The organism is Psychrobacter sp. DD43 (assembly GCF_904846555.1).
In the GTDB taxonomy this organism is placed as follows: domain Bacteria; phylum Pseudomonadota; class Gammaproteobacteria; order Pseudomonadales; family Moraxellaceae; genus Psychrobacter; species Psychrobacter cryohalolentis.
Genome location: NZ_CAJHBE010000020.1, coordinates 1 through 24098 on the forward strand (window position 1 = coordinate 1; position 24098 = coordinate 24098).

Annotated in this window: 20 protein-coding genes; 13 read left to right on the forward strand and 7 right to left on the reverse strand. The window is 42.2% G+C overall.

All coding sequences use genetic code 11. The features are described from left to right. The 4 genes from JMX89_RS10430 to JMX89_RS10445 all read left to right on the forward strand — a co-directional run. Positions 1-162: DUF475 domain-containing protein (locus JMX89_RS10430; RefSeq protein WP_201551500.1), on the forward strand; the 162-nt coding region annotated here is incomplete at its 5' end. 480 nt (positions 163-642) lie between these two features. Further along, positions 643-1218 carry a TerD family protein gene (locus tag JMX89_RS10435; RefSeq protein ID WP_201532419.1) on the forward strand — a complete coding sequence of 192 codons (576 nt, stop codon included), beginning with the start codon at positions 643-645 and terminating at the stop codon, positions 1216-1218. A 238-nt stretch (positions 1219-1456) separates the two neighbouring features. Beyond that, on the forward strand, positions 1457-2209 hold the full coding sequence (locus JMX89_RS10440; RefSeq protein WP_201532418.1) for a TIGR00266 family protein: 753 nt from the start codon (positions 1457-1459) through the stop codon (positions 2207-2209). Between the two features lie 34 nt (positions 2210-2243). After that, the gene (locus tag JMX89_RS10445; protein ID WP_201532417.1) at positions 2244-2852 is read left to right on the forward strand and encodes a TerD family protein; all 609 of its coding nucleotides are present in this window, start codon (positions 2244-2246) and stop codon (positions 2850-2852) included. Positions 2853-2976: 124 nt separating this feature from the next. On the opposite strand, the gene JMX89_RS10450 is transcribed toward JMX89_RS10445, so the two are convergent. Beyond that, on the reverse strand, positions 2977-4260 hold the full coding sequence (locus JMX89_RS10450; protein ID WP_201532416.1) for a TerD family protein: 1284 nt from the start codon (positions 4258-4260) through the stop codon (positions 2977-2979). 309 nt (positions 4261-4569) lie between these two features. Between JMX89_RS10450 and JMX89_RS10455 the strand changes: the two genes are divergently transcribed. From JMX89_RS10455 to JMX89_RS10480, 6 genes are all read left to right on the forward strand, one after another. After that, the gene (locus tag JMX89_RS10455; RefSeq protein WP_201551502.1) at positions 4570-5733 is read left to right on the forward strand and encodes an ATP-grasp domain-containing protein; all 1164 of its coding nucleotides are present in this window, start codon (positions 4570-4572) and stop codon (positions 5731-5733) included. 42 nt (positions 5734-5775) lie between these two features. After that, the gene (locus JMX89_RS10460; protein WP_201532414.1) at positions 5776-7053 is read left to right on the forward strand and encodes a phosphoribosyltransferase domain-containing protein; all 1278 of its coding nucleotides are present in this window, start codon (positions 5776-5778) and stop codon (positions 7051-7053) included. 407 nt (positions 7054-7460) lie between these two features. Then, complete coding sequence (locus JMX89_RS10465; protein ID WP_265088694.1) at positions 7461-8243, forward strand: dipeptide ABC transporter ATP-binding protein; 783 nt, start codon at positions 7461-7463, stop codon at positions 8241-8243. A gap of 543 nt (positions 8244-8786) precedes the next feature. Further along, a complete protein-coding gene (locus JMX89_RS10470; protein WP_201532413.1) occupies positions 8787-9605 on the forward strand; it encodes an HAD hydrolase family protein in 819 nt (272 codons plus the stop codon). Positions 9606-9686: 81 nt separating this feature from the next. After that, on the forward strand, positions 9687-10868 hold the full coding sequence (locus tag JMX89_RS10475; protein ID WP_201551504.1) for a cysteine protease StiP domain-containing protein: 1182 nt from the start codon (positions 9687-9689) through the stop codon (positions 10866-10868). Positions 10869-10945: 77 nt separating this feature from the next. Next, positions 10946-12010: an HpcH/HpaI aldolase/citrate lyase family protein gene (locus tag JMX89_RS10480; protein ID WP_201551506.1), complete on the forward strand. Its 1065-nt coding sequence runs from the start codon at positions 10946-10948 to the stop codon at positions 12008-12010. 123 nt (positions 12011-12133) lie between these two features. Here JMX89_RS10480 and JMX89_RS10485 read toward each other — a convergent pair whose 3' ends face one another. Then, positions 12134-12946, reverse strand: coding sequence for an alpha/beta fold hydrolase (locus JMX89_RS10485; RefSeq protein WP_181210976.1), 813 nt, complete (start codon positions 12944-12946; stop codon positions 12134-12136). Between the two features lie 440 nt (positions 12947-13386). On the opposite strand from JMX89_RS10485, the gene JMX89_RS10490 reads away from it, so the two are divergent. Next, positions 13387-14184 (forward strand): enoyl-CoA hydratase/isomerase family protein, encoded by a 798-nt coding sequence (locus tag JMX89_RS10490; protein WP_201532410.1) that lies wholly within the window; start codon positions 13387-13389, stop codon positions 14182-14184. Positions 14185-14465: 281 nt separating this feature from the next. Here the strand turns inward: JMX89_RS10490 and JMX89_RS10495 are convergent, their stop codons facing one another. Together JMX89_RS10495 and acnB are read right to left on the reverse strand one after the other, a co-directional pair. Beyond that, on the reverse strand, positions 14466-14909 hold the full coding sequence (locus JMX89_RS10495) for a PACE efflux transporter (protein ID WP_201532409.1): 444 nt from the start codon (positions 14907-14909) through the stop codon (positions 14466-14468). Positions 14910-15134: 225 nt separating this feature from the next. Further along, a complete protein-coding gene (gene acnB, locus JMX89_RS10500) occupies positions 15135-17738 on the reverse strand; it encodes a bifunctional aconitate hydratase 2/2-methylisocitrate dehydratase (RefSeq protein ID WP_149410045.1) in 2604 nt (867 codons plus the stop codon). A gap of 542 nt (positions 17739-18280) precedes the next feature. On the opposite strand from acnB, the gene JMX89_RS10505 reads away from it, so the two are divergent. Further along, positions 18281-18700, forward strand: coding sequence for a carboxymuconolactone decarboxylase family protein (locus JMX89_RS10505; RefSeq protein WP_049751826.1), 420 nt, complete (start codon positions 18281-18283; stop codon positions 18698-18700). 162 nt (positions 18701-18862) lie between these two features. Continuing rightward, positions 18863-19906, forward strand: coding sequence for a lipoyl synthase (gene lipA / locus JMX89_RS10510; RefSeq protein ID WP_011513094.1), 1044 nt, complete (start codon positions 18863-18865; stop codon positions 19904-19906). Positions 19907-20184: 278 nt separating this feature from the next. Here lipA and JMX89_RS10515 read toward each other — a convergent pair whose 3' ends face one another. Genes JMX89_RS10515 through JMX89_RS10525 form a run of 3 tightly spaced genes read right to left on the reverse strand, consistent with a single transcriptional unit; the run spans position 20185 to position 23801 of the window. Beyond that, entirely contained in the window at positions 20185-22263 is a 2079-nt protein-coding gene (locus JMX89_RS10515; RefSeq protein WP_201551508.1) for a TRAP transporter permease, read from the reverse strand. Continuing rightward, positions 22235-22792: a DUF1850 domain-containing protein gene (locus JMX89_RS10520; RefSeq protein WP_201551510.1), complete on the reverse strand. Its 558-nt coding sequence runs from the start codon at positions 22790-22792 to the stop codon at positions 22235-22237. Before JMX89_RS10520 ends, JMX89_RS10515 begins: the two co-directional genes overlap by 29 nt. Further along, entirely contained in the window at positions 22770-23801 is a 1032-nt protein-coding gene (locus JMX89_RS10525; protein ID WP_201551512.1) for a TAXI family TRAP transporter solute-binding subunit, read from the reverse strand. The genes JMX89_RS10520 and JMX89_RS10525 overlap by 23 nt, the downstream gene beginning before the upstream one ends. Positions 23802-24098: the final 297 nt, after the last annotated feature.

Sequence of the window (24098 nt, forward strand, 5' to 3'; positions counted from 1 at the left end):
GGTGCGCATTATGCCATTGGTGCTTTGGCAATTATTATGCTGCTATCAGTGAAATTCCATGTACCAGAGATTATTACGGGTTTGATTGGTATTGCCTTTATCGGTTGGGCATTGCTTGCTTCACTTAAGCATCGCAAGCAACAAGCAAAGGCGATTACTTAGTGTTGATTTTAGCTCAAGTTTAAACGCTACGTTCAAATTAAGAAAAAGCGCTTTGGTAGAAAATCGTAGTCATGACAGGTTATATCAAGCGATTGGTATGACCTGTTTTTTATACCTTTTTTACTTTATGAGTAATTCATATCATAAGGTTTTGTTTCATTGCTAGGTTCGAGATTACAACCTTAGTACCAACTTCAGTATCTAAGAAATTCATTTTTGATAACAATATCTTAACGATTGTTATCGGGACGGTTAGAAAGTATCAGATTTGCACAATTGCTATATCTGTTAGTAAACATAACGTCAGCGCACAAAATACGCCTTGCTTAGTGAGCAAACGCTTAGTATAGTAAATCGTAATGATATGCAGGGCATGACGTACAGATAGATTTTTTCTAACGGCGTCTATATATCGACCACTGCACTATTTGAGTTCATTTTTTATCAATCCACTTAATTATTAATCCAAAGGATATTTATATGGCTATTAGCTTAACAAAAGGCGGCAACGTAAACTTATCAAAAGAAGCGCCAGGTTTAACCAATATTACGGTCGGTCTAGGCTGGGATCCACGCGCGACCGATGGCCAGGATTTTGACTTAGACGCTATCGGCTTCTTAGTTGATGAATCTGGCAAAGTCCGTAATGACCAAGATTTTATCTTTTTCAATAACTTAAAATCAGATAACGGTGCAGTTGAGCATACAGGTGATAACCGTACTGGCGAAGGTGCTGGTGATGATGAAGCCATCAAAGTAAATTTAGCGAGTATCCCAGCTGACGTTAGTAAAGTTGCCTTATGTGCCATCATTTATGAAGGTCAGACCCGTAACCAAAACTTCGGTCAAGTTGGCGATGCTTACATCCGTGTCGTTAATGACAACGGTGCCGCTGAAATTGCCCGTTATGACCTATCAGAAGATGGTAGCACTGAAACAGCCATGATTTTTGGTGAGTTATACCGTCATGGTAGTGACTGGAAATTCCGCGCGGTTGGTCAAGGCTTTAGCGGTGGTCTTGGACCATTAGCGGCTTCTTATGGCGTCAACGTTTAATCGTCTCATTGACTTAAGCGTGTCGCGAGCCAACTATCGTAAGTAACTATTTATTTACGAGTTACTTACGAGATCTATAAGCCATCAAGTGTGTTGTTTAAGACATTTGATGGCTTTAAATTTAAGTGGCTATGAATTTAAGTAACTAATTTAATATCTAAATGACATTGACAGAAGTTATTTGCTATACCCTCTACAGATGGACTCATAAAAATATTAGAACAAGGACTTTTGACCTATGGCTGCAAAGTTTAGCTTAATTGGTACTATCGAACCTTTTTTACATTGTAATCTTAAAAAAGGCGACTCAATCTATTGCGAAGCCAACGCCATGGTGATGATGGAATCAAACCTTGAGCTAAAAGGTAAATTGCAAGGTGGACTGATGCAGTCATTGATGCGCCGTTTTGCTAACGATGAGTCACTTTTTCAACAGCAAATTGAAGCGGTAAACGGTGAAGGTGATTGCTTGCTGGCACCAACGCTCGATGGCGATATGCAAATCATTGATTGCGGCAAACATCAATATACCTTGAGCGATGGTGCTTTTGTCGCGGCGCAAATCGGTGTCGATATCAGAGCCAATATTCAACGTAATCTAGGTGGCGCAGTCTTTGGTGATACTGGCGGCTTTATGGTCATGCAGACACAAGGTCAAGGTCAGGTAGTGGTATCGGGTTTCGGTTCATTATTTGAGATTGATGTGACGCCAGATAAAGACGTCATCATCGATAATGGTCATGTGGTCTGCTGGGATTCAACGCTTGATTATAAGCTCTCTGTATCGACCAGTAAGAAAAAAGGCATCATGAGTAATATTATCAATTCAGTCACCAGTGGCGAAGGAATGGTACTCAACTTTTCAGGCTCAGGCAAAGTTATTATCTGCTCACGCAATCGTGACAGCTATCAAGGATGGCTACAAAGCATCTTGGGCACCAGTTCAGGTGGTCGTGGCGGCAATAGCGGATTACTTGGCAATATTTTATAGCAATTTCTCATACAACTATTATAAGGATTATCACATGGCAGTTAGTTTACAAAAGGGTCAAAAAATCTCCCTAAGCAAAGAAGCGGGCGGCGAGCTTACTCAAGTAAAATTGGGTTTAGGCTGGGACGTTGCCCAAGGTCCACAAGATAAAAAAGGTGGATTCTTAGGTAAATTATTCGGCGGCGGTAGTGGCGGCGATTCTATCGATTTAGATGCATCATGCATTATGTTCGATAGCAACAAACAGCCAGTTGATGCCATTTGGTTTAGCCAATTAAAATCGAAAGACGGCAGTATCGTGCACACTGGTGATAACCGCACTGGTGACGGCGATGGTGATGATGAAGTAATCAATGTTGATTTATCAAAAGTTCCAGCTAACGTAGTATCCTTGGTATTTACCGTCAACAGCTTTACTGGTCAGACGTTTGAGACAGTAGAAAATGCGTTTTGCCGTATCCTCAATGCCAATAACAATACTGAAGTAGCACGCTATAATCTGTCCTCACAAGGTACGCATACGGCGATGATTATGGCAAAAGTTTATCGTCATAATAATGAGTGGAAGATGCATGCCATCGGTGAAACGGCGACTGGTCGCACTTTCCATGACTTAATGCCTGCTATCACCCCGCATGCTTAATATCCATAAGTGTCATTTTTGAAATGATATCTTATTATTAATAAGATATCATGTATAAAAATAAGCCCATCTAACAATAGATGGGCTTATTTTTTATATCTATCAAAGTATATAAATAGAGTCGTTACTTACTGCCACGTTTCCAGCTAAAGCCCCAATTAAAGGCTTTGTCCATCTCTTGATGTCCTTTGAAGTATTGGTTGATACGTTCAACGTTGATACTGCCTTGCTGATTGACCAGACGTGCAATGGCGCACATCGGTAAGTTACCTGTACCTTCTGTCAAACGCGTTTCAATCGGTGGCTGGTCGGGTACATGAATAGTCACTACCCCATCAGTTTGCGCCCAATTTGGTGCGCCTTCGTAAATGAAAGCAAAGATAAATACTTCTTCAATCTGTGACCACTGTTGCCCATTAATATCGAGCCATTCACCGCCGCTTACCTGTCCTGTTCTGTCATCGGCACGCAATAGAACGTATGGCGCTGACTGTAGGCTACCAAAACGACTTCCCAACGCTTGAATAAGCGTTTTTTCACCATTTTTCAGATGAATCATCGCACCAACATCGAGATCAATTCCACCAGCTTTATGCTGCTTAAATAAATCGCCAAGCAGTCCTTTTTTGGGTGCTTGCTTGCTGACATCTGGACGTTGGTTCCAGTCTAAGTTGACCGATATTTTGCCAAAATCATCACGTTTCTTGAGATTGATACTAGATTGATTTTTGGTTAAAGTAATTTTACTTAGGTTGATTGAAGGATTGGTAGAGCCAGCAGGAATCGGCGGTGGCGTAGTTGTCTGAGGCGCACTACTAGCTTTTTGCGTATTGATTGGTCGCTGCGTATTAATAGGCTGAGCTTGCTCTTGTGACTGATTTTGTATAAGGCTTTGAGCTGGTGCTTCATCGGCAATCTCTACACCGAAATGCTCAGATAAAGGTTTTAAGCCACCTTCAAAACCTTGAGCGATAAAACGAAACTTCCAATTGCCCTGACGACGATAACATTCCGCTAAGATAATAGCTTTTTCATTACGCCCAACAGCACTTAATTGGCAAGTTATCAACACTTGACTGCCTTGTAGTACTTGAATATCCACATCACCGACTTGAGCCAACGTCTGCGCACTAGAAAACGCTAATGCAATTTTTTCAATACTTGCTGGCTGTGCAGGTAAATTGATATCAAAAAATCCATCACTGTCATGACCGCGAAAGCTCACGCTACCATCATCGCTACGCGTCTGCCCATAAAATATCATATCGCCATCGCCGCGCACTTTACCTTCAGTCGTCAGGCGATATGCAGCGCAATCGATGGCGCTTTGGCTTAAAATACGAATGCTAATATTATCCGTTGGCAGCGGCGCGTTAGCACCTGCAATTAAAGCTTGAGGTTGACTCATCATTTATCCTTTACGTTATTTATTATTTACTTATATGAGTGATGTTAACTATCGCCATATAGTAGCATGGATGGCATTACAACCTTAATCAGAACCAGCATCTTATAAAACATCATAAAAAAAGTAAAAATTCTTGATGCTATTTAATTGGAAACATTTATAACATCTAGCATTTGTATATAATAGAGCCCGTTATGTATAAATGCCATGTCTGAAATTGTTCGATCATATATTAAATTGCTAATCACTTTATGATGACGATATCGAGTGATCCACAACCCTATTATTTAAGAGAGTGCAAAGAGAATTATGGATAACCCTGTTAACAATAGTCATCATACAAAGTTAAGCGCTGCTTGGTTGGCTGAAGGTCAGTCAAGCCAGCGTGATATGTTAGCTAGCCTGCAAACCCTAAAAGCTCAATCTAGCATGCCCTTTCATATCGTTGCCTCACATCGTCATAATAGACCTGAGATTTTTGAATTTGCCGACATCATCTACCGCGAGCCTTCTATTAGCACCGCAGATAACAATGAGCAAGCAGTGCTCGAATCTGTTGAGGCATTGATGCCGCGTTGGCAATTTGTGTTAGAACAAGCTCAGAAAAACAACGTGAAAGTGTTGCTTACTGGACGCAATGGCATTGATTACGAAGCTCATCGCGAAAAATTTGCAGCAGCAGGTATCCGTTTATTGACAGGTGCGACCAGCGTTGCAGCACTGAAATCCATCGATGATAAGTTTGCCTTTATGCAGCAGTGCCATGAGCATGATATCCCTGTCGCAGATGCATGGCGCTTTGATACTGTCGCAGAGCTTGAGACTTTACTTGCTAAACATGGTCATCAGCCATTATGTGTCAAACCAGTGACGGGTATTTTTGCCCAAGGATTTTGGCGCTTAGGTAAAGTTAAAGAGACGGGTAAAGAAGAAGGTGAGCAATACGACAGTTTCGAGCATCTATACTTTACCGAAGAGAAGAAAATCAATACCGCACAATTTATCAATGCTTATACCAACAGTCTTATGGTGCATGAGCGCCCGATTCCCATGTTGCTGATGCCTTATTTATCAGGACAAGAATACTCTATCGATGTCGTCTGTGAATACGGCGAAGTGTTGGCTGCTATTACTCGTTATAAAACGGGGAAAATTCAGCATATTGGTTATGAGCAATCAGTCATGGATGTGGTCATTCCACTGATAAAAACGTTCGGCTGTGATGGTATCGTTAGTGTCCAGACTAAAGCGGATGATAATGGTCATCATCGTGTGCTTGAGATTAATAGTCGCCCCTCTGGTGGTATTGATTACACCACTCATAGCGGTGTAGATATAACTCAAGTTGGTTTTGCTTATTGGCTCGGTTTAAGTAAGAAGCCGAAACTGGCAGATATCGCACAGCAAATTATACCGTGCCAAGTACGCTCAATTATGGTCAGCGTAAAGATTGAAGATGATGCTACTGAATAAGTAAAATCAACGATAAAAAATTGAAAGATCAAAGGAACATGAATGCCAAACAAGCAACACAGCACGACCATTACCCTACCTCGCGGTACGCTTGATCTGACCTATCAGACCAACGCTGCTAGTGGTAACAACGACCTTAAAGAAAGCAGCCATTATCAGCTAGAAGATTTGCTTGATTTTGCTCAACGTATCAACCCAAAACGGGCATTTTTGTTTGTCTCAAAAGTGTTAGGTCGTCATATTCCGGTGGCACCAAGCATCATGCGTGATGCCTTTACTGATTTGGCAAACTTAGTACCTGATGATTTGCCTGAGCCAATTTTGGTCATCGGTATGGCAGAGACGGCGGTTGGCTTATCTGCCGGTGTGCACCAAGCGCTACAAACGCGCTATCCACAAGCGTTGCTGCTGAATTCTACTCGTCATGCCCAGCATGATGACAATAGTAGCGATTCTTTATTGACCACTTTTAGCGAAGACCACAGTCATGCCAGTCAGCATCTGATTTATCAAAGTGCCGATAAAATGACGCAAGCGCAACTATTTGCCAGTAAAACGCTGATTATGGTTGATGATGAAGCATCAACGGGTAATACTTGCGTTAATGTCGTCACAGCATTACGTGAAGCTGGGTTGACCCAACTAGAGCAAGTGCATCTCACAACCTTGGTTGATTGGTCACTAAATCAGAATCAAAATGAGTCTGATGCAAACGCCAATGATACGATTGCCACCCGTCTGCCAAACATTGATTTTCACCGCCATCATTTACTATCTGGCGCTTGGAAATGGACTGATGCGCCCAACCCTGAGCCTATCATTATGCCATCGGTTGATACGACCGAAGCTGGTAGTCAACCTTTGGGCAATACCGGTAATTGGGGACGCTTTCCAACGCTAGATAGCACGAATGGCTTTGCGGATTATCTAGCAAGTTTCCAAACTGCATTTGCAAGTTTTGATGGCCAAAACGCATTTAATAACGCTCAATTGCCACAAAAAATATTGGTACTAGGCAGTAATGAATTTGTCTGGTTGCCATTTTTATTGGCGGAATGGCTTGAGACACAGACGAATTTAGATAACAGCAATAATACGGTGAATTTTAGTGCATTAACCCGCTCACCGATTGCACTTGGTAGCGGTATTGGCACGATGTTAAGCTTTCGTGATAATTATGGCCTTGGTATGACCAATTTTGCTTATAACGTTGAGCCGAATGAGTGGGATTTGATTGTATTGTGTGTGGAAACGTCGGCTGATAGTGTGGATACCATGTGGAAAGGTTTGGATAATGTGTTGGTGGTGAGTCCTAAATAGACGCGCATTTAACGTGCATATTATGAGCTACTGATAATGGATTGTCATAGTCGTAATATGAACATCTTTAGAATATTTATTATATCTTTCTAAAACAAAGTTTACTTATATATGCCTGTGATTTTACGGAGGTTAAATACCTCATTAATAACAAAAAAGATGTCCATAGCATAAAAAAATTCATATTTGCACTGTAGATACCTTGCACAACCTCATATTTACCTATATATTCGGTCTATTCATTTGCTTATTCAGTGTCAACATATCAACTATTAGAAGACCAAACACTTGAGACACACCATTTTGGGGTGTCTCAAATTCTGATAATTTGTCATGACCTGAAATAATTTGAATTGATAAATACTTTAAAAGGAATTAAAGGTTTATCGATTAGAGTTCGATTTACCTTGATAGAGGAACCTACCAGTGGCGAGTTATTTATCAACGATGAAGCCACCACAAGCTATAGCAGAAGTGCGCTTAAAAATTTGCGTACTGAGATTCAGATGGTGTTCCAAAACCCTTATGGCAGTCTTAATCCACGTCATACTATTGGCTTTCAGCTGACCGAACCGTTAGACATTCATACTACGCTGAGCAAAAAAGAAAAACTCACCAAAATCCATGCAATGATGAAGCACGTTGGTTTGCGTCCTGAGCATACCGGTCGCTATCCGCATATGTTTTCTGGCGGTCAGCGCCAACGTATTGCTCTTGCCCGTGCCATGATGCTCAACCCTAAAATTGTCGTCGCTGATGAGCCGACGTCAGCACTCGACGTCTCTATTCAGGCACAAGTACTGAATCTATTTATGGACTTGCAAGACGAATATCATACTGCCTATGTCTTTATCTCGCATAACCTTTCTGTCGTACGCCACGTAGCAGATGACGTGATGGTCATGTATTTAGGCAAGGCCGTTGAGCACGGTGCTAAAGATGCTATTTATAATGATCCTAAACACCCTTATACCATCGCTTTACTCTCAGCAGCGCCCTCAGTGACGGGTCATAAAAAAGAGCTGACTCTACAAGGCGAATTACCTAGTCCGCTTAATCCGCCAAGTGGCTGCGCACTTCATAAACGCTGCCCCTATGCCAAACCAATATGTATCGAAATTGAGCCTGAGCTACGTGAATGGGAAGGACGATTAGTCTCTTGCCTAAGGTTAGAAGAAATATATGGATAACTGGCTGCGGACTTCATAACTATTGTCTCTATAGTGAATTCAGTATTAAAACGATACAGCGGGACTGGAATAAATTTTACGCAGCCTCTGTCGGCGTAGGCACAGCACGCCAGAAAAATTCATACCAGTTCCGCGTTGCAATATAGCGTATCTATTTTATTTGGAATCGACTCTATCAGTTTAATACCGTCCTATTATTCAAGAAACCTCACTTTAATAAACTCGGAAAATTTCACACTGAATTTTCTGAGTTTATTAAATCGATGGTTATAATCAGCCACAAGCCATTTTTAAACTCTGTCATTTAAGCTTATCTATCCAATCCTAAATTGGTTAAAGCCAATCCTCTTGCGATAATTCTGCACTTTTATTACCGATTTATTCTGACCTTTTTTATGATTATCGTTATACTGTCTGCATTTGGCTAAAGTCTGATAAATAGGTAATGCTCAGTTTTGAAAAACAGCGCTGCACCTCCCTTACAAATTCGTATCCAAGCCATCTATAAACAGTCTTATCATCATTTTATCTTTGGAAAACATAATGACCTTCCCATTTTTCCAGTCTAGTCCAAACATTGTAAAGCCATATGCGCTGATGGATTTGGACGATACGCTCTTTCAAACTCAGCGTAAAATTGATGCATGGGAATTACCCACTACTGAACCTGAAACTTTGGTTTGCGCCACTGTCAATAAAAAAGATGAGCCGTTAAGCTTTATGAGTCAGCGCCAAACGGTTTTTTTTAATTGGCTACTATCCAGCACTGAATTGATAGTCGTCACAGCACGTGATCGTCAGGAAATTAAACGCGTCAAACTGCCCTTTAATAGCTGGCAAGTATTGACCCATGGCGCGGTCATTTTAGCGTCTGATGGTGAGCTACTAAGCACGTGGCAGCAGCATATGTATAACGCGCTTGCTCCAGTACAAGATAAGCTCAGTCAGCTGACTGAGTTGGTCAATAGTTATAGACCAGAAAGCGATAGTACTCATAACGACTTAAAGCTCACCCCGCATAAAGATACTTTTATCGATAGTGAGCTAACCATTTATCTGGCGATCAAACACAGACAAAAAGACCATCAAGCATTGGCAGAGTTAGCCACACAATTACCAACGCTCATACCAGATTTTGATGAGATTTTTTATGTGCATGTGAATGCTAATAATTTAGCAATATTGCCGCATGCTATTCATAAACATCATGCGGTACAATTTTTATTGGAACAGCATTTGGATCATCAGCGCCCAAGCTTCGGTTTTGGTGACAGTCTGGCAGATCTGCCATTTCTGCAATTACTTGACTGGTACGGCATGCCCAATCATGGACAGCTACATGAGAAATTTGCAGCTAAATGATGAGCGCTACCTTTTATTAAATGATATTCTGCTATTAATCTATTATTAAACCGTCATCAAACGAGTACAACTATTTCTACTATGACTTCAATCCATTCTAATATTAAAACAGCCGATTTATCACAATATGGCTCAGGCAGCTATCTTGCTAGCGATGTCACTGTGCTGCTCAATATCGTTGATAAAGATGCCGTTGCTGATGTGCCTGTCAGTCAAAAAGAAGCACTGATTCAAAGTGGGCAGCGTCATTACTCTGATATGCTGACCTTGGAAGACGCGCCAAGTGCCATGCATGAGCAGCTATATATCGAGGCGTTAGAGCAGGGAAAAGTAAGAGCAGCGACTGATATTACCAATTTGGCCCATACGCTACAGCAAGTTTTTCAGCCAAACGTCAATAATGAGCGCCCGTTAATATTAGTCAGTCTTGTGCGTGCCGGTTTACCAATAGGCGTGCTGTTACAACGCGCATTAGCAACTGCCGATAGCAGCTACTCTCTACCAAGTGTGCATTATGGCGTCAGTATTATACGAGATCGTGGTCTTGATCCAGTTGCATTAAAAATGATATTAAATAATCATCCTCATAGCCCGATTGTATTTGTCGATGGTTGGACAGGTAAAGGGGCGATTTATCAAGAACTGGCGCATAGTCTAAAAGCCTTTGCCGATCCTAACCACCCTAGCTTTGCCAATATTTTCCATCAAGGTCAGGATGTTATACCGCTACTGACCCTTGCTGATCCGGCTGGTGTTGCTTGGCTGGCTGCTAGTATCGATGACTGGTTGATTCCGTCAGGTTTATTGAACAGTACCGTATCGGGACTCATATCACGTAGCTTATATACTGAGCCAGAATTGGGGCTGCATCGCAGTGTTTTTTATGATAATTTAATTGAGGCAGATCATAGCCTAGCCTTTATCGATTGTATTGATACTACAAGGCGCACATTGAGCACGCCTTTACAAGGCTTGCCAACCTATAAGCAGCCTCGCTATCAGACCGCGGACTTGATAGAGACGCTGGCAGCGGACTACGCTATCAGCAATCGTAATCGTATTAAGCCAACCATCGCTGAGGCGACACGCGCGATACTACGCCGCGACCCTGAACGTATTTTGTTAGCGAGCGCTGAGCACCCCGACACTATATTATTAAGGCATTTATGTACACAGCGACATATCGCTATTAGCGTACTAGGTGATAAAATACTGCCTTATCAAGCGATTACCCTTATTAAGCAGCGCGCTACAGACGATTAATAACTCCTTATCTTTCTACCTAATCTTGAAACTATACTTTTAGACCCATTCATTTACCACTATTTACGATGCCTATTATGTCAGATATGTCAAACAACGAGTGCCACCTTTATCAAAACACCCAGTCTTATGCACATCTGATTACTGAGCGTCATGCCATGCTCAAGCCTCATATGCATCATCCGTATCAGTTGGGGGCGAGCTTGTATATGCCAGCGACGCGTCAAGATATTTGGCAAGTGATCAAGCGTGATAAATTACCGACGATTAATAGTATTATCATCTGCCTAGAAGATGCGGTCAGCCACCATGATGTTGAGTTGGCACTTGAGCGTCTGCAAACGCTGCTGCATACATGGGCGACGCACGTTGATAGTATCAATGAGCCGATACAGCAAGCTAATATGCAGTCCGAGCAACCAACGCGCCCGCTGGTATTTGTACGTCCGCGCCATCCGGCCATGCTAGAGCAGTTATCAAATTTTACCCATATTGATTTGATTGATGGTTTTGTAATGCCCAAAGTCGATATGTATAGCCTGTCTAACTGGCGCATGGCGTGCCAGAATCTCAGCACCGAGATGCTATTGATGCCGACGCTTGAGACGGCAGCATTGTTTAATCCGCATCATAATCAAGAGCTTGCGATTGGTTTTAAAGAAGCCTTTAATCAGCCCGTATTTGCTTTGCGTATCGGTGGTAATGACTTGTTTGCAGCATTGCGTTTGCGCCGTCCTAAAAACAGCCTTGTCTATGACACGCCCGTTGGTACGCTCGCCTATCAGCTGCTTGGCTGTTTTGTGCCGCATGGCTTTTATCTCTCGGCACCGGTGTTTGAGTATTTGGATGAGCCCACACTATTTATGCAAGAGCTGACGCGTGATGTGAGCTTGGGATTGGTTGGCAAAACCGTTATTCATCCAAGCCAGATTGCCTTGGTACAGCAAGCTTATTGCGTACCGCTTAGCATTTTAGATGAGGCGCAGGCAATATTGCATATCGAGGCAAAAGCGGTCTTTAAATATAACAATACCATGCTAGAGCCTGCTACTCATCGTGCTTGGGCAACTGAGATCGTCAATCGAGCTAACGTCTTTGGCACCATTAATGATGGCAATAACGACTATACAGCGCGCTTATAAATTGTAAACACTCCTTTTAAAGCGTTAAAAAAGCCGTTATCAAATCCATGATAACGGCTTTTTTGCTACATTTTTTGCGATAATAAACGCTGTCATATCAGGTATATAGATCCGCAATGAATACTATATAAAGTTTACCAGAAACTTATTAATGGCTTTATTAACTTGCTCCGGCTCTTCAACCGTTGCCGTATGCCCCGCACCTTTAATCACCACCAGCTTAGAGCCTGCTATCGCAAAGTGCATGCGCTCAGCTTTTGCATACGGTGTTGCCACATCTTCATCGCCAACGATGATAAGCGTCGGTGTCTTGATATCACTGAGCTGATCATACGTTGCAGAGCGCTCAATCACGCCAGTAGTTGCCTTGATGACCCCGCCCTTACGATTGCTTTGCAACATAGACAACCACTCTCTACGGTCAGCTTTACGCGATTTATCTGCTAAAAAACTGCTACCAAACATTATGGGCATTACTTTTTGGCTGACACGCTTCATGCCCAACCAACGAATGGCTTTAATCAACTTGCGGTACTGTGGCACGTTTTTAGGATCTTCAGGATCAGCAGAAGTTTCAAGCAGCGTCAGCGATAGCAATAATTCAGGACGCTTTAACGCTATACGTTGGGCGACAAATCCACCCATTGATAGTCCTAAAAAATGACACTGCTGAATATCTAGCGCATCTAACAACGCCAGCGTATCTTCAGTTAAGGTTTCCATATCATAGCCAGATTTGGTAATTTCAGACTGACCTTGTCCCCGAAAATCAAACGCAATACAGCGATAACCCGCTTTAAAATACTCGACTTGCTTGTCAAACATACGCGTATTCCATAGCAAACCATGGGCGAATACCATGATGGGCTTTTGCTTATCGTTTGGCGCGCTGTCTTCATAATAAATATCGATATCATTGACATGAATCATTGGCATAACCACTTCCTTGTTGGTGTGATAAAAAATAAAACCTTTTGAAATCTGTCTTCTAGAATAATTCAACCCTCTTACAGATAGTAGCCTTATTTTTGAATGATAGGTTTTATACCTTTGGCAATAGTGATAGCAGCAAAAAATGTTATTCAAAACGTGCCTTAAGCGCGCACAAATCTCGCTTTTATAATAAGCTCAAACTGCTATAGTAATTAGTATTGCACTATTTGTTTTACTTACTGCCGATATAGTTGTTCCAATTTTAAAAGAGTACAACACTACTAAGGTTAATTATTCGCAGCCTCTGTCTGCGCAGGCACAGCAAGCAAGAAAAATTAACCTCAGTAGTGCTTTATAACATGTATATTCCTTTTATTCAGGCATGACTATACCAGTATTTTATTGCAACCATTATCTAGAACATCATCTTAAGGATATCCAAAATGTCACAAGCTCTCGTCGAATACCAAGCCGAAAACCATATCGCTACCATCACAATGAACGATGCTAAAACCTTGAACGCCTTTAGCACGATACTCAAAGATGCCATGATGGCAGCATTGACCAAAGCCGATGAAGATGAACAAGTACGAGTCATTGTCTTACAGGGTGCTGGCAATAACTTCTCAAGTGGCGGGCATATCGGTGAGATGTTGGAAAACGGTATGGAAAGCGAGGCATTATCGGATAAGCTAAACTTTATGGTTGGCGAAGTCGCTGAGATTAGCTTAAAGCTGCGTAATATTCATAAGCCTATTATCGCCAAATTAGAAGGTGCAGTTGCTGGTGCTGGCATGAACTTGGCGCTGACTTGTGACTTTCGTATTGCCGCTGAAAATGCCAAATTTGTACAAGCTTTTGTCAATATTGGTCTGATTCCAGATGCTGGTGGTATTTACTTATTGAATCAATTGATTGGCGTCGCAAAAACGACTGAAATGGTCATGCTTGGCGATAAGCTCAAAGCGGAAGATATGGCACGCTTAAACTTAGTCAACAATGTGGTTAGTAACGACGAGCTGGATGCGAGCGTACTGGCATTGGCAACGCGTCTGAGCAATCTACCCGGCAAAGCATTGGCATCGATGAAGCACATGATTAATACTCATGCCTATATGGGTCTTAATGAAGCATTGGATATGGAAGTAGAACAACAAACGATGCTTGCTAAAACCGATGATTTTAAAGAAGGTATTACCGCATTTATGGAAAAACGTAAGCCGGTTTATCAAGGCAAATAGTACGCTGATGACACTGTTCTTTGCAATATCATTAAAAAGGCTGCCAAGGTGCAGCCTTTTATTTTGGGTAGAGCTCTATAAACAACGAATATCCAAACAATAGATATTTACAGTAATTTACAGCAGTATTACTATAGTTGATCCACTTTTAAAAGAGTACAGAACTAATGGGGTTAATTATTCGCAGCCTCTGTCTGCGTAGGCACAGCAAGCAAGAAAAATTAACCCCAGTAGTGATTGATAATATTTGTACTTCTTTTATTTAGGACTGACTATACTTATCAAGAAGCAGAAGCACTTTTATAGTGATGTGGTAAGGTAAATATTTTGTCAAAACCCAAGGTAAAGAAAAAAGTATAAATCAAGAAAAACAGCAGTAGCACGGCTTCCATCATAAAGGCTTTGATAAAACCAACATCGTACCAAATCATATACACCGGCAGGCAAATCAAAACCAAGCCGCCTTCAAAACCTATCGCATGGGCACTACGTACCAATAACGTGCGCTGCGGCACCTGCTTACGACGTTCCCAGTTTTCAAATGCCGTATTGTAAATAAAATTCCAAATCACCGCTGCCAATGAGACCATCACGGCAACTGGTAGAGATTCTGCGGCGCTGCTGTTACTCAACAGCATAAGAACCAAGGTAGATGAAATGATAGCAATGATTTCAAAGACAGTCACATAGACGATGCGACGTTTGAGTGGGGATAAAGTAATCAACCAAAACTCCAAAGCACTTGAGCGTAAACAAAAAAGTGCCTATCAAAGTATCGGTCCGTCCCGAGATAGAAAAGGATAAATAACATACAGAGCCACGGTTTCCGCCTGCTCCCATATTATACATAAGATAATAAGAGAAACCAGCCATTGCTCACAGCAAAAAACCCCGCATCATGACGATACGGGGTTTTTGAAAACTTCAAAGCATTTAAGATTTGACCAAAATTAGCTCAACTGAGCAACGTTAATCTTATCAGCTTCTTCAGTATAGTCTTCCATACGGTCGAAGTTCATGTATTGATACACTTCTTCGCCCATGCTATCAAGCATGCCAGCGTACTGCTGATACTCTTCATTGGTTGGTAATTTACCAAGTACCGCAGCAACAGAAGCCAATTCAGCTGATGCTAGATATACGTTAGCACCTTGACCTAAACGGTTTGGGAAGTTACGGGTAGAAGTCGAAACGGCAGTAGAATTCGGTGCAATACGTGCTTGGTTACCCATACATAATGAACAACCTGGCATCTCTGTACGAGCGCCGGCTTGTGCATAGATATTATAGTAACCTTCTTCCATCAATTGACGCGCATCCATTTTGGTTGGTGGCGCAATCCATAGACGTGTTTGCAAGCTACCTGCTGGGACATCTTTTAGCAATTTACCAGCAGCGCGGAAATGACCGATGTTAGTCATACATGAACCAATGAATACTTCATCAATGGTGTCACCAGCGACATCAGCCAATGTTTTTGCATCATCTGGATCGTTCGGGCAGCAAAGAATCGGCTCTTTGATTTCAGACATATCGATAACCATATCGATGGTATATTCTGCATCTTCATCAGCACGCATCAGGCTTGGATTAGCCAACCACTCTTGCATACCTTCGATACGACGGCTAATCGTACGTGCATCGCCGTAACCTTCTGAGATCATCCATTTTAATAATGTGATGTTCGACGTTAGATACTCGGCAACTGACTTTTCAGATAGAGTAATCGTACAACCAGCAGCACTACGCTCAGCTGAAGCATCAGACAATTCAAACGCTTGCTCAGCGGTTAAGTCTTCTAAACCTTCGATTTCAAGAATACGACCGTTAAACTCGTTGATTTTACCTTTCTTATCAACGGTTAACAGACCTTCTTTAATCGCTTGATAAGGAATTGCATGGACCAAGTCACGTAAGGTGATACCAGCTTGACGCTCACCAATGAAACGGACACGGACAGATTCAGGCATATCAAGTGGCATAACACCAGTAGCAGCAGCAAAGGCGACTAGACCAGAACCGGCTGGGAATGAGATACCGATTGGGAAACGCGTATGCGAGTCACCACCAGTACCAACGGTATCCGGAAGTAGCATACGGTTCAACCACGAGTGAATAATACCATCACCTGGACGTAAGCTCACGCCGCCACGGTTCATAATAAAGTCAGGTAGTGTATGCTGAGTTTCGATGTCAACTGGCTTTGGATAAGCAGCCGTATGACAGAATGACTGCATCACCAAATCTGCTTGGAAACCTAGGCAGGCTAAGTCTTTTAACTCATCACGAGTCATCGGACCAGTGGTATCTTGACTACCGACCGTAGTGATTTTTGGTTCACAGTACATACCAGGACGAACACCTGGCAGGCCACAAGCTTTACCAACCATTTTTTGCGCTAAGGTAAAGCCTTTGCCGGTATCAACTGGCTCTTCTGGCTTAGCAAATACGTCTGAATGACCAAGACCCATATATTCACGAGCACGATTGGTCAGACCACGACCAACGATTAACGGAATACGACCACCAGCACGAACTTCATCAAGCAAAGTTGGCGAGTTTAGCTTAAAGGTTGACAGTACTTCATCAGAATCATGCTTAGTGATTTTGCCATCATATGGATAGATATCAAAGACATCACCCATGTTTAGGTTATCAACGGCTACTTTTTCGATTGGTAATGCGCCAGAATCTTCCATAGTATTAAAGAAGATAGGTGCGATATTGTTACCTAGTACTAGACCACCGCCACGTTTGTTTGGCACGTTAGGGATATCATCACCCATCAACCATAGTACTGAATTGGTCGCAGATTTACGGCTAGAACCCGTACCTACCACGTCGCCAACATAGGCTAATGGATGACCTTTTTCTTTTAACGCTTCGATCTGTTTCATCGGACCGATAACGCCCTCTTCGTCAGCAGTAATGCCGTCACGAGAGTTTTTATGCATCGCTAATGAATGTAATGGGATATCAGGACGGCTCCACGCATCTTGTGCAGGAGACAAATCATCGGTATTGGTTTCGCCAGTGATTTTAAATGTCGTGTAAGTCGTCTTTGCTGGTACAGCGTCACGGCTCAAGAACCACTCAGCGTCAGCCCAAGATTGAACGACTTCTTTAGCAATAGTATTGCCCGCTTCTGCTTTTTCGGTCACATCATTGAATGCGTCAAATACTAGCAAGGTTTTTTTCAACGCATCGGCAGCTTCTTGGGCGACTTCCGCATCATCAAGAGCAGCAACCAAAGGTTGTACGTTGTAACCACCTTGCATCGTACCCAAGATTTGAACCGCTTTTTTCTTACTTACTAGTGAAGAGGTCGCTTCACCCTTAAGGATCGCTGCCAAAAATGCCGCTTTAACGTAAGCAGCTTGGTCAACACCGGCAGGAATACGATTTTCAAGCAAGTCCATCAAGAACGCATCTTCGCCCGCTGGTGGATTCTTTAGTAGTTCAACCAACTCTGCTACTTGTTTTTCGTTCAGTGGTAGCGGAACCGTTCCTAGCTCAGCACGTTCTTCGACATGTTTACGATAAGCTTCTAACACAATAGTCGTCCTCGTCAGTTGGGAGTATTAGCACATTACGTGGGTAGTCAGCATGACCGCCTGCGTCTATATACTAGATGGAATAATTATCCGTGCAATCATAGCTTAAAACGCCCTAAATGTTAATGGCTCAGCCTTTAAAAGGCTCATAAAGCGGTCATAAAGGGGGCATATTGAACATTTATTATATAAATAGTGCCATAAATAATATGACTAATGGTGCCTATATCATAAATTCTAAATTTTTCAAACTGAGGGCTTATTGTGTTTTTTAACATTCACAATATATTGGTAGTAAATTGCGGTTGCAACTATCTATTCACTTAAAAAGATATACCGCTACTGTCTTAGTATCTCGTTATTGTTATACGTTGTTATTGTTAAATGGAATCAACTATATCTCGATTAACGGTTAAATAAAACCTACTCGACTGTTATAATGTTTGATAAGAATATACCGATTAAATGCAAAGGATTTAATCATAAAATCAAGGATGACAATGGCTAATAAAGAAAATGAAGATCGCAATACTACTCACAGTATGAGTCACAATGCCAATCAAGGCACCAGTCAAAACGCCAATTATGAAAACGGTCTAAAAGTTCGTACCGAGGTGATGGGTGCAGCACATGTCAAACGCTCACTTGAATCAGCAACGCCATTTACTCAGCCATTACAAGATTGGATTATTGAGCACGCTTGGGGCAGTACATGGCAAGATGACTCGGTACTACCGCGCAAATATCGCTCGCTTATCACGATTGGTTTTTTGATTGCACAAAAAAGTCCCGCTGAGCTAAAGGGACATATCCGAGGTGCCATCAATAATGGCGCCACTGTCGCTGAGATTCGAGAAGTCTTGATGCACAGCCTGCCTTATTGCGGCGCACCTGCCACTCAAGAAGCGTTTCGCGCTGCCATAGACGTACTAAATGACATGAACATTGATATCAATAAATGAAACTATGCTAAATCGCTTATTTATAGTAGCCTTGATAAACTGCATTTCATGCGATTGCCTAAAAAACCTTGACCAAATATCTGCTATAATAGCTCTATTCATAAAGCATTCTAATAATTCCATAAACCCTTGTTCTATCAAGGGTTAAGAGAACATTCGATTATGACAAACGCCGTACAAACGCACACGCCTGCTGCCCGCGCAAAACCCAAAAAAGCCATCCAAGGCGAAAAACTCCGTGGCTACGATAAAGTTGCTCGTATCCCAATTAAAATTATCCCGACTGTCGAGGCTAAGAAAAAGCCAGATTGGATTCGGGTAAAACTGTCTTCACCTGCGGAAGTCGCACGTATCAAATCCACCTTACGTGAACAGAAACTCTATACCGTTTGTGAAGAAGCTGCCTGCCCTAACCTTCCACAGTGCTTTGCCGATGGTACCGCCACCTTTATGATTATGGGTGATATCTGTACACGTCGATGCCCGTTCTGTGATGTCGGACATGGTCGTCCAAATGAGCTTGATAAAGATGAGCCGCGTCATACTGCCGAGACCATCCAAGGTTTAGGTCTTAAATATGCCGTCATTACCTCGGTTGACCGTGATGATTTAAAAGATGGCGGCGCGATGCATTTCGTTGAAGTATTGAATGAATCGCGTGCGCTGAGTCCAAATTGCTTGATCGAGATTTTGGTACCAGATTTCCGTGGTCGTATGGATATTGCATTGGACTTATTGACTGAAACGGCGCCTGATGTTTTTAACCACAATATAGAAACCGTGCCTCGTTTATATAAAGCTTTCCGTCCAGGTTCAGATTATCAGCATTCATTAGACTTGCTAAAGATTTATAAAGAACGTCGCCCTGATATTGCGACCAAATGCGGCTTTATGGTTGGACTTGGTGAAACTGAAGAAGAAATCTATAAGCTGCTTGATGATCTAAAGGCGCATAACGTCGATATGATTACCGTTGGTCAGTATTTACAACCTAGTAAAGACCATGCGCCAGTCGATCGCTATGTGCATCCAGATGAATTCCAGCGTTATATGGACTATGGCAAAAAGATTGGCTTCTTTAATATTTGGGCAGGTCCTATGGTGCGCTCAAGCTATTTTGCTGATCGTCAGTACTATGGTGAAGATTGCCCTGCACCTATCCGTAGCAAAAAAGCATTAGCAGCAGAAGGGAAACTTGGCTGTTAAGTGAGAGTCGTCACTATATCAACGTAAAATGACGGGTCTTAAAATATAAAAAGGGCGAATAGCAGATAGCTGCTATTCGCCCTTTTCTATAGTAAATTCTAAATAAAACAGATACGTTATGTTCCAACGTAGTACTGGTATAAATTTTTCTGGCGTGCTGTGCCTACGCCGACAGAGGCTGCGTAAAATTCATCCCAGTCCTACTGTATCGCTTTAATACTGAATTCGCTATATGCTTCTAACTTTTCTGTCTCACTTGAAGTAGCAGTGCTTCAATGTTAAACACTTAAAGCGGTTGGCGCCTTACTACCTTTTATATTGAACGCCGCAATACCTAGTACTATTACGCCACCTATTGCACCTGTGATCAGCCCAGGATAAATCAGCAGCAATGCGCCTAATGCTAATATTAAGCGCGTAGCGAGATTCATATCACTTTTAAAATAACCCTCTAACGCGGCACTAAGTCCAATCACACCAATGACTGATGTCACAACAGCAATAATAATATCGATGACCGGCGGCAATGGAAATTCTTTCGCCGTGACCGCAAGATCTGTTGGGTCAATCATCAACATCGCAGGATTATAAATAAACATAAAGGGGACGATAAAACCTGCTAACGCTAACTTTAATGATAAATACCCTGTTTTCATCGGATCGCCGCCAGAGATACCAGCACCAGCAAAAGCTGCCAGACAGACGGGCGGGGTAATATTTGCAAACACACCAAAATAGAAAACAAACATGTGCGCTGACAAAATAGGAATATCAAATCCTGCTAGAGCAGGCGCTGCCATGGTTGCGGTAATGATATAAGCAGGGATAGAAGGCAATCCCATACCCAAGACCATAGACGCCAGCATGGTCAAAATCAAAGTAAGCAATAAAGACCCTGCACCCAAAGTAACAATTGAAGAGGTCATTACTGTACCAAAGCTGGTCAAACTAACGACCCCAATGATGATACCTACAACCGCACAAGCTGCCATCACTGCTAATGATTGGCGTGCGCCATCTTCTAGAGCGCCTAAAATATCTTTAAAGCCCATGCGGGTTTCTTTGCGTAGCATACTGATGACAACAGTAAAGCCAATGGTATAAGCCGCGGCATAACCTACAGGAACATTTTGTATTAGTAAATAAATCAGAAATACAATCGGCAACAACATATGACCGCGTGCTTTTAATACCTCTTTTACCTGCGGCAGACTCTCTTTTGCCATGCCTTTTAAGTCACGGCGACCGGCACGAAAATGTACCTGTGCGATAACGCCTAGATAATAGAGAATAGCAGGTAATAGCGCAGCCAAAGCAATAGTGCTATACGGTAGACCTGTCGTCTCCGCCATAATAAAAGCACTGGCACCCATAATAGGTGGCAATATTTGACCACCGACCGACGCACTCGCCTCTACAGCTCCTGCAAAGTCTTTATGATAACCAACCTTTTTCATCAATGGGATGGTAAACGCGCCTGTACTAACTACGTTCGATAAAGCTGAACCATTGATACTACCCATAAACCCACTGGAGATCACAGCAACTTTAGCAGGTCCGCCTTTTTTATCGCCTGCTAGCGCCAATGCCAAATCATTAAACAGCTGACCCATTCCAGAGCGCGCTAAAAATGCCCCAAATAGAATGAATAAGAAGATAAAAGTGACTGATGCGCCGATTGCAACCGAATATAAGCCTTCTGTCTTTAAGAATAATTGACCAAAAATATCGCCCAGATCATAAGGGCGTGTGAGCAGCCTATCCGGCATAAAGTCCAAATGACTGATAAAAGGATATAGCAAAAATATAGAGGCTAATATGGGCAAGATCCAGCCAGTAATACGCCGACTGCCTTCAAGGACGCAGATGACCGTAATAATAGAAAAGATCACATCGACCGAATTTGCCATACCGCCGCGACTGGTGACAATATCTTGATACTCATAAATGAGATACGTCATCCCAGATAAGGAAAAGATAAACCAAATCCAGTCATACCATGCCACTTTCTTACGGCTGCTTTTTTTACTGGCAGGGAAAATCAAAAAAATCAAAGCGAAGCCAACGCCCACATGCACAGAGCGCTGTAGTAACGATGGCATTGGATTAAAGGTAATGTATAAATGAAAAATGGAGTAGAAAATACAGATCGCAGCGATAATATACTTCACTGGACCTTGGGTGATATGACGCGTAATAGATTCTCGATCGTATTTTTCTAATATTGCCTGTGTGACACTAGGATCAACGTCATCGTAATTCTCAGTATCTTCAGGCGCATTTGGCTGATTTGCCAACTTAGCATCATCACTAGAGTGAGGCTTATCGCTACTGTGATCCATCACTTGGGAGTTCATGACAAAAATCCTTATTGAATCTATCGATTGGACTATATGCCTTGGGCATGATAGTTACTTCTGAATAATCTGGTACCAGTTGATGAATAAGAATGCGCTGACTGGCATAGTCAATCTCACCTTTTGTCAGTCTTGATACAACCCAATTGAGATGGGGAAACCTTTGGTTGATTTGATACCCGACATAGCCCTCTTTTTGTATAGGAGCGACATTTTCAGTAGACGGCGTACCAGCACCAAACGCTTGAAAGTAGGTAGTGGTTAATAGTAAGCCCTCTTCTTCACGAAGGTACTGCTCCTCCCACCACTGCTTTTCTACCGAGTGAATCCAGCGCAATTGAAAATTGGGCTCAACAAAATAGCAGACTAGGCTGGCACTATTGTTATTGTTACCAGTAACGCTCGCTACCCGTACTTCAATGACAGTTTGGCGGCTGAAAATCGCCCATATTATAAATAAAACCAGCGCAGCAATAGATGCTACGCCAGCAAACCACCATACTTGTTTATTTAGCTGCTTTCTCATCATAGTATTTTTTGGCACCAGGATGAATAGGAGCAACCATACCGACTTGAGCCGTCTCTAAACTGATATCGCTCGCCGCTTGGTGAGCATTCTTTAGCCCATCCAAGTTTTCAAACAATGCTTTAGTTAGCTTATAGCCATCTTCTTCAGAGATATCAGAGCGTACCAATAAAGCATTCATGACGGCTGTGGTTGGAATAGCAGCAGCATTACCATAGGTACCGGCAGGAATCTCAAAAGTCTTAAAGTAAGGCTTGGTCTCAATAATTTTTTTGAGCTTATCTTGATTGATGGTCACCAACTGCAACTTAATGCCCTGCTCTAGCTCTAAAAGCGAAGAGTTTGGTAAGCCACTACTAAAAAATGCCGCTTCAATTTTGCCAGCTTTCATCGCATCTGCAGCATCTGCAAAGCCTAAATAATCTACCTTGACATCATCATAGGTAATACCAAAACCTTCTAACAGTGTGCGAGCATTAACCTCTGTACCCGAGCCTTGATCGCCAACCGCAATACGTTTGCCTTTTAAATCTTCAATGTTTTTGATGCCAGATTTCTCTGAAGCAACCAGCTGAATGACGTTCGGATACAGAACAGCAATTTGCTGAATATTGGCGATAGGTGCCTTAAAGTCATTTTTACCTTCGACTGCATCAGTGACAACATCACTAAGTGCCAGTACCATATCTACTTTACCTTGGGTCAATAGGTTGACGTTTTCTACTGACGCCCCTGTCGTTTGGGTCTTAGCATTAACGCCAAAAGTCTTGGCATAAATCTCTGCTAAAGACGTTCCAATAATATTGTAAGGACCTGAAGCGCCACCTGTAGCAATGGTAACAAATTTGGTTTCAAGCTTGTCATTTGCTGTGGCAGCGGTATCTGTGGTGGTATCAGCAGTAGCACCGTCAGTAGCTGCGCTATCAGTAGCCGCTTTGTCTGAACAGGCAACCATTGTCATACTGGCTGCAATCATTGCCGCAAGTAAAGGCAGTTTATAAATGGACTTCATTATTTTCTTCCTTGATAAAATAAAGCAAATGGACTTAAAAAAGTATGACTCAGATATGATGGTACTATCCATATCTGTCACACTAGCAACGTGCTACTTTAAATGGCTTTTTACTCACTCTGTTACTATGAGCGCGCCATAAAAAAACAGTCTATCTAATTAAAACATGAGAGACTTTATATTGCTATATTGTTTTTCTCACTAACCCTTATCCTGACTATAAATCGAGATTTATTGAAAGTTAAGCGCTATTATTCACTAAATACCGCTTTCTTGTTTCGCTAAGCGATACTAAGT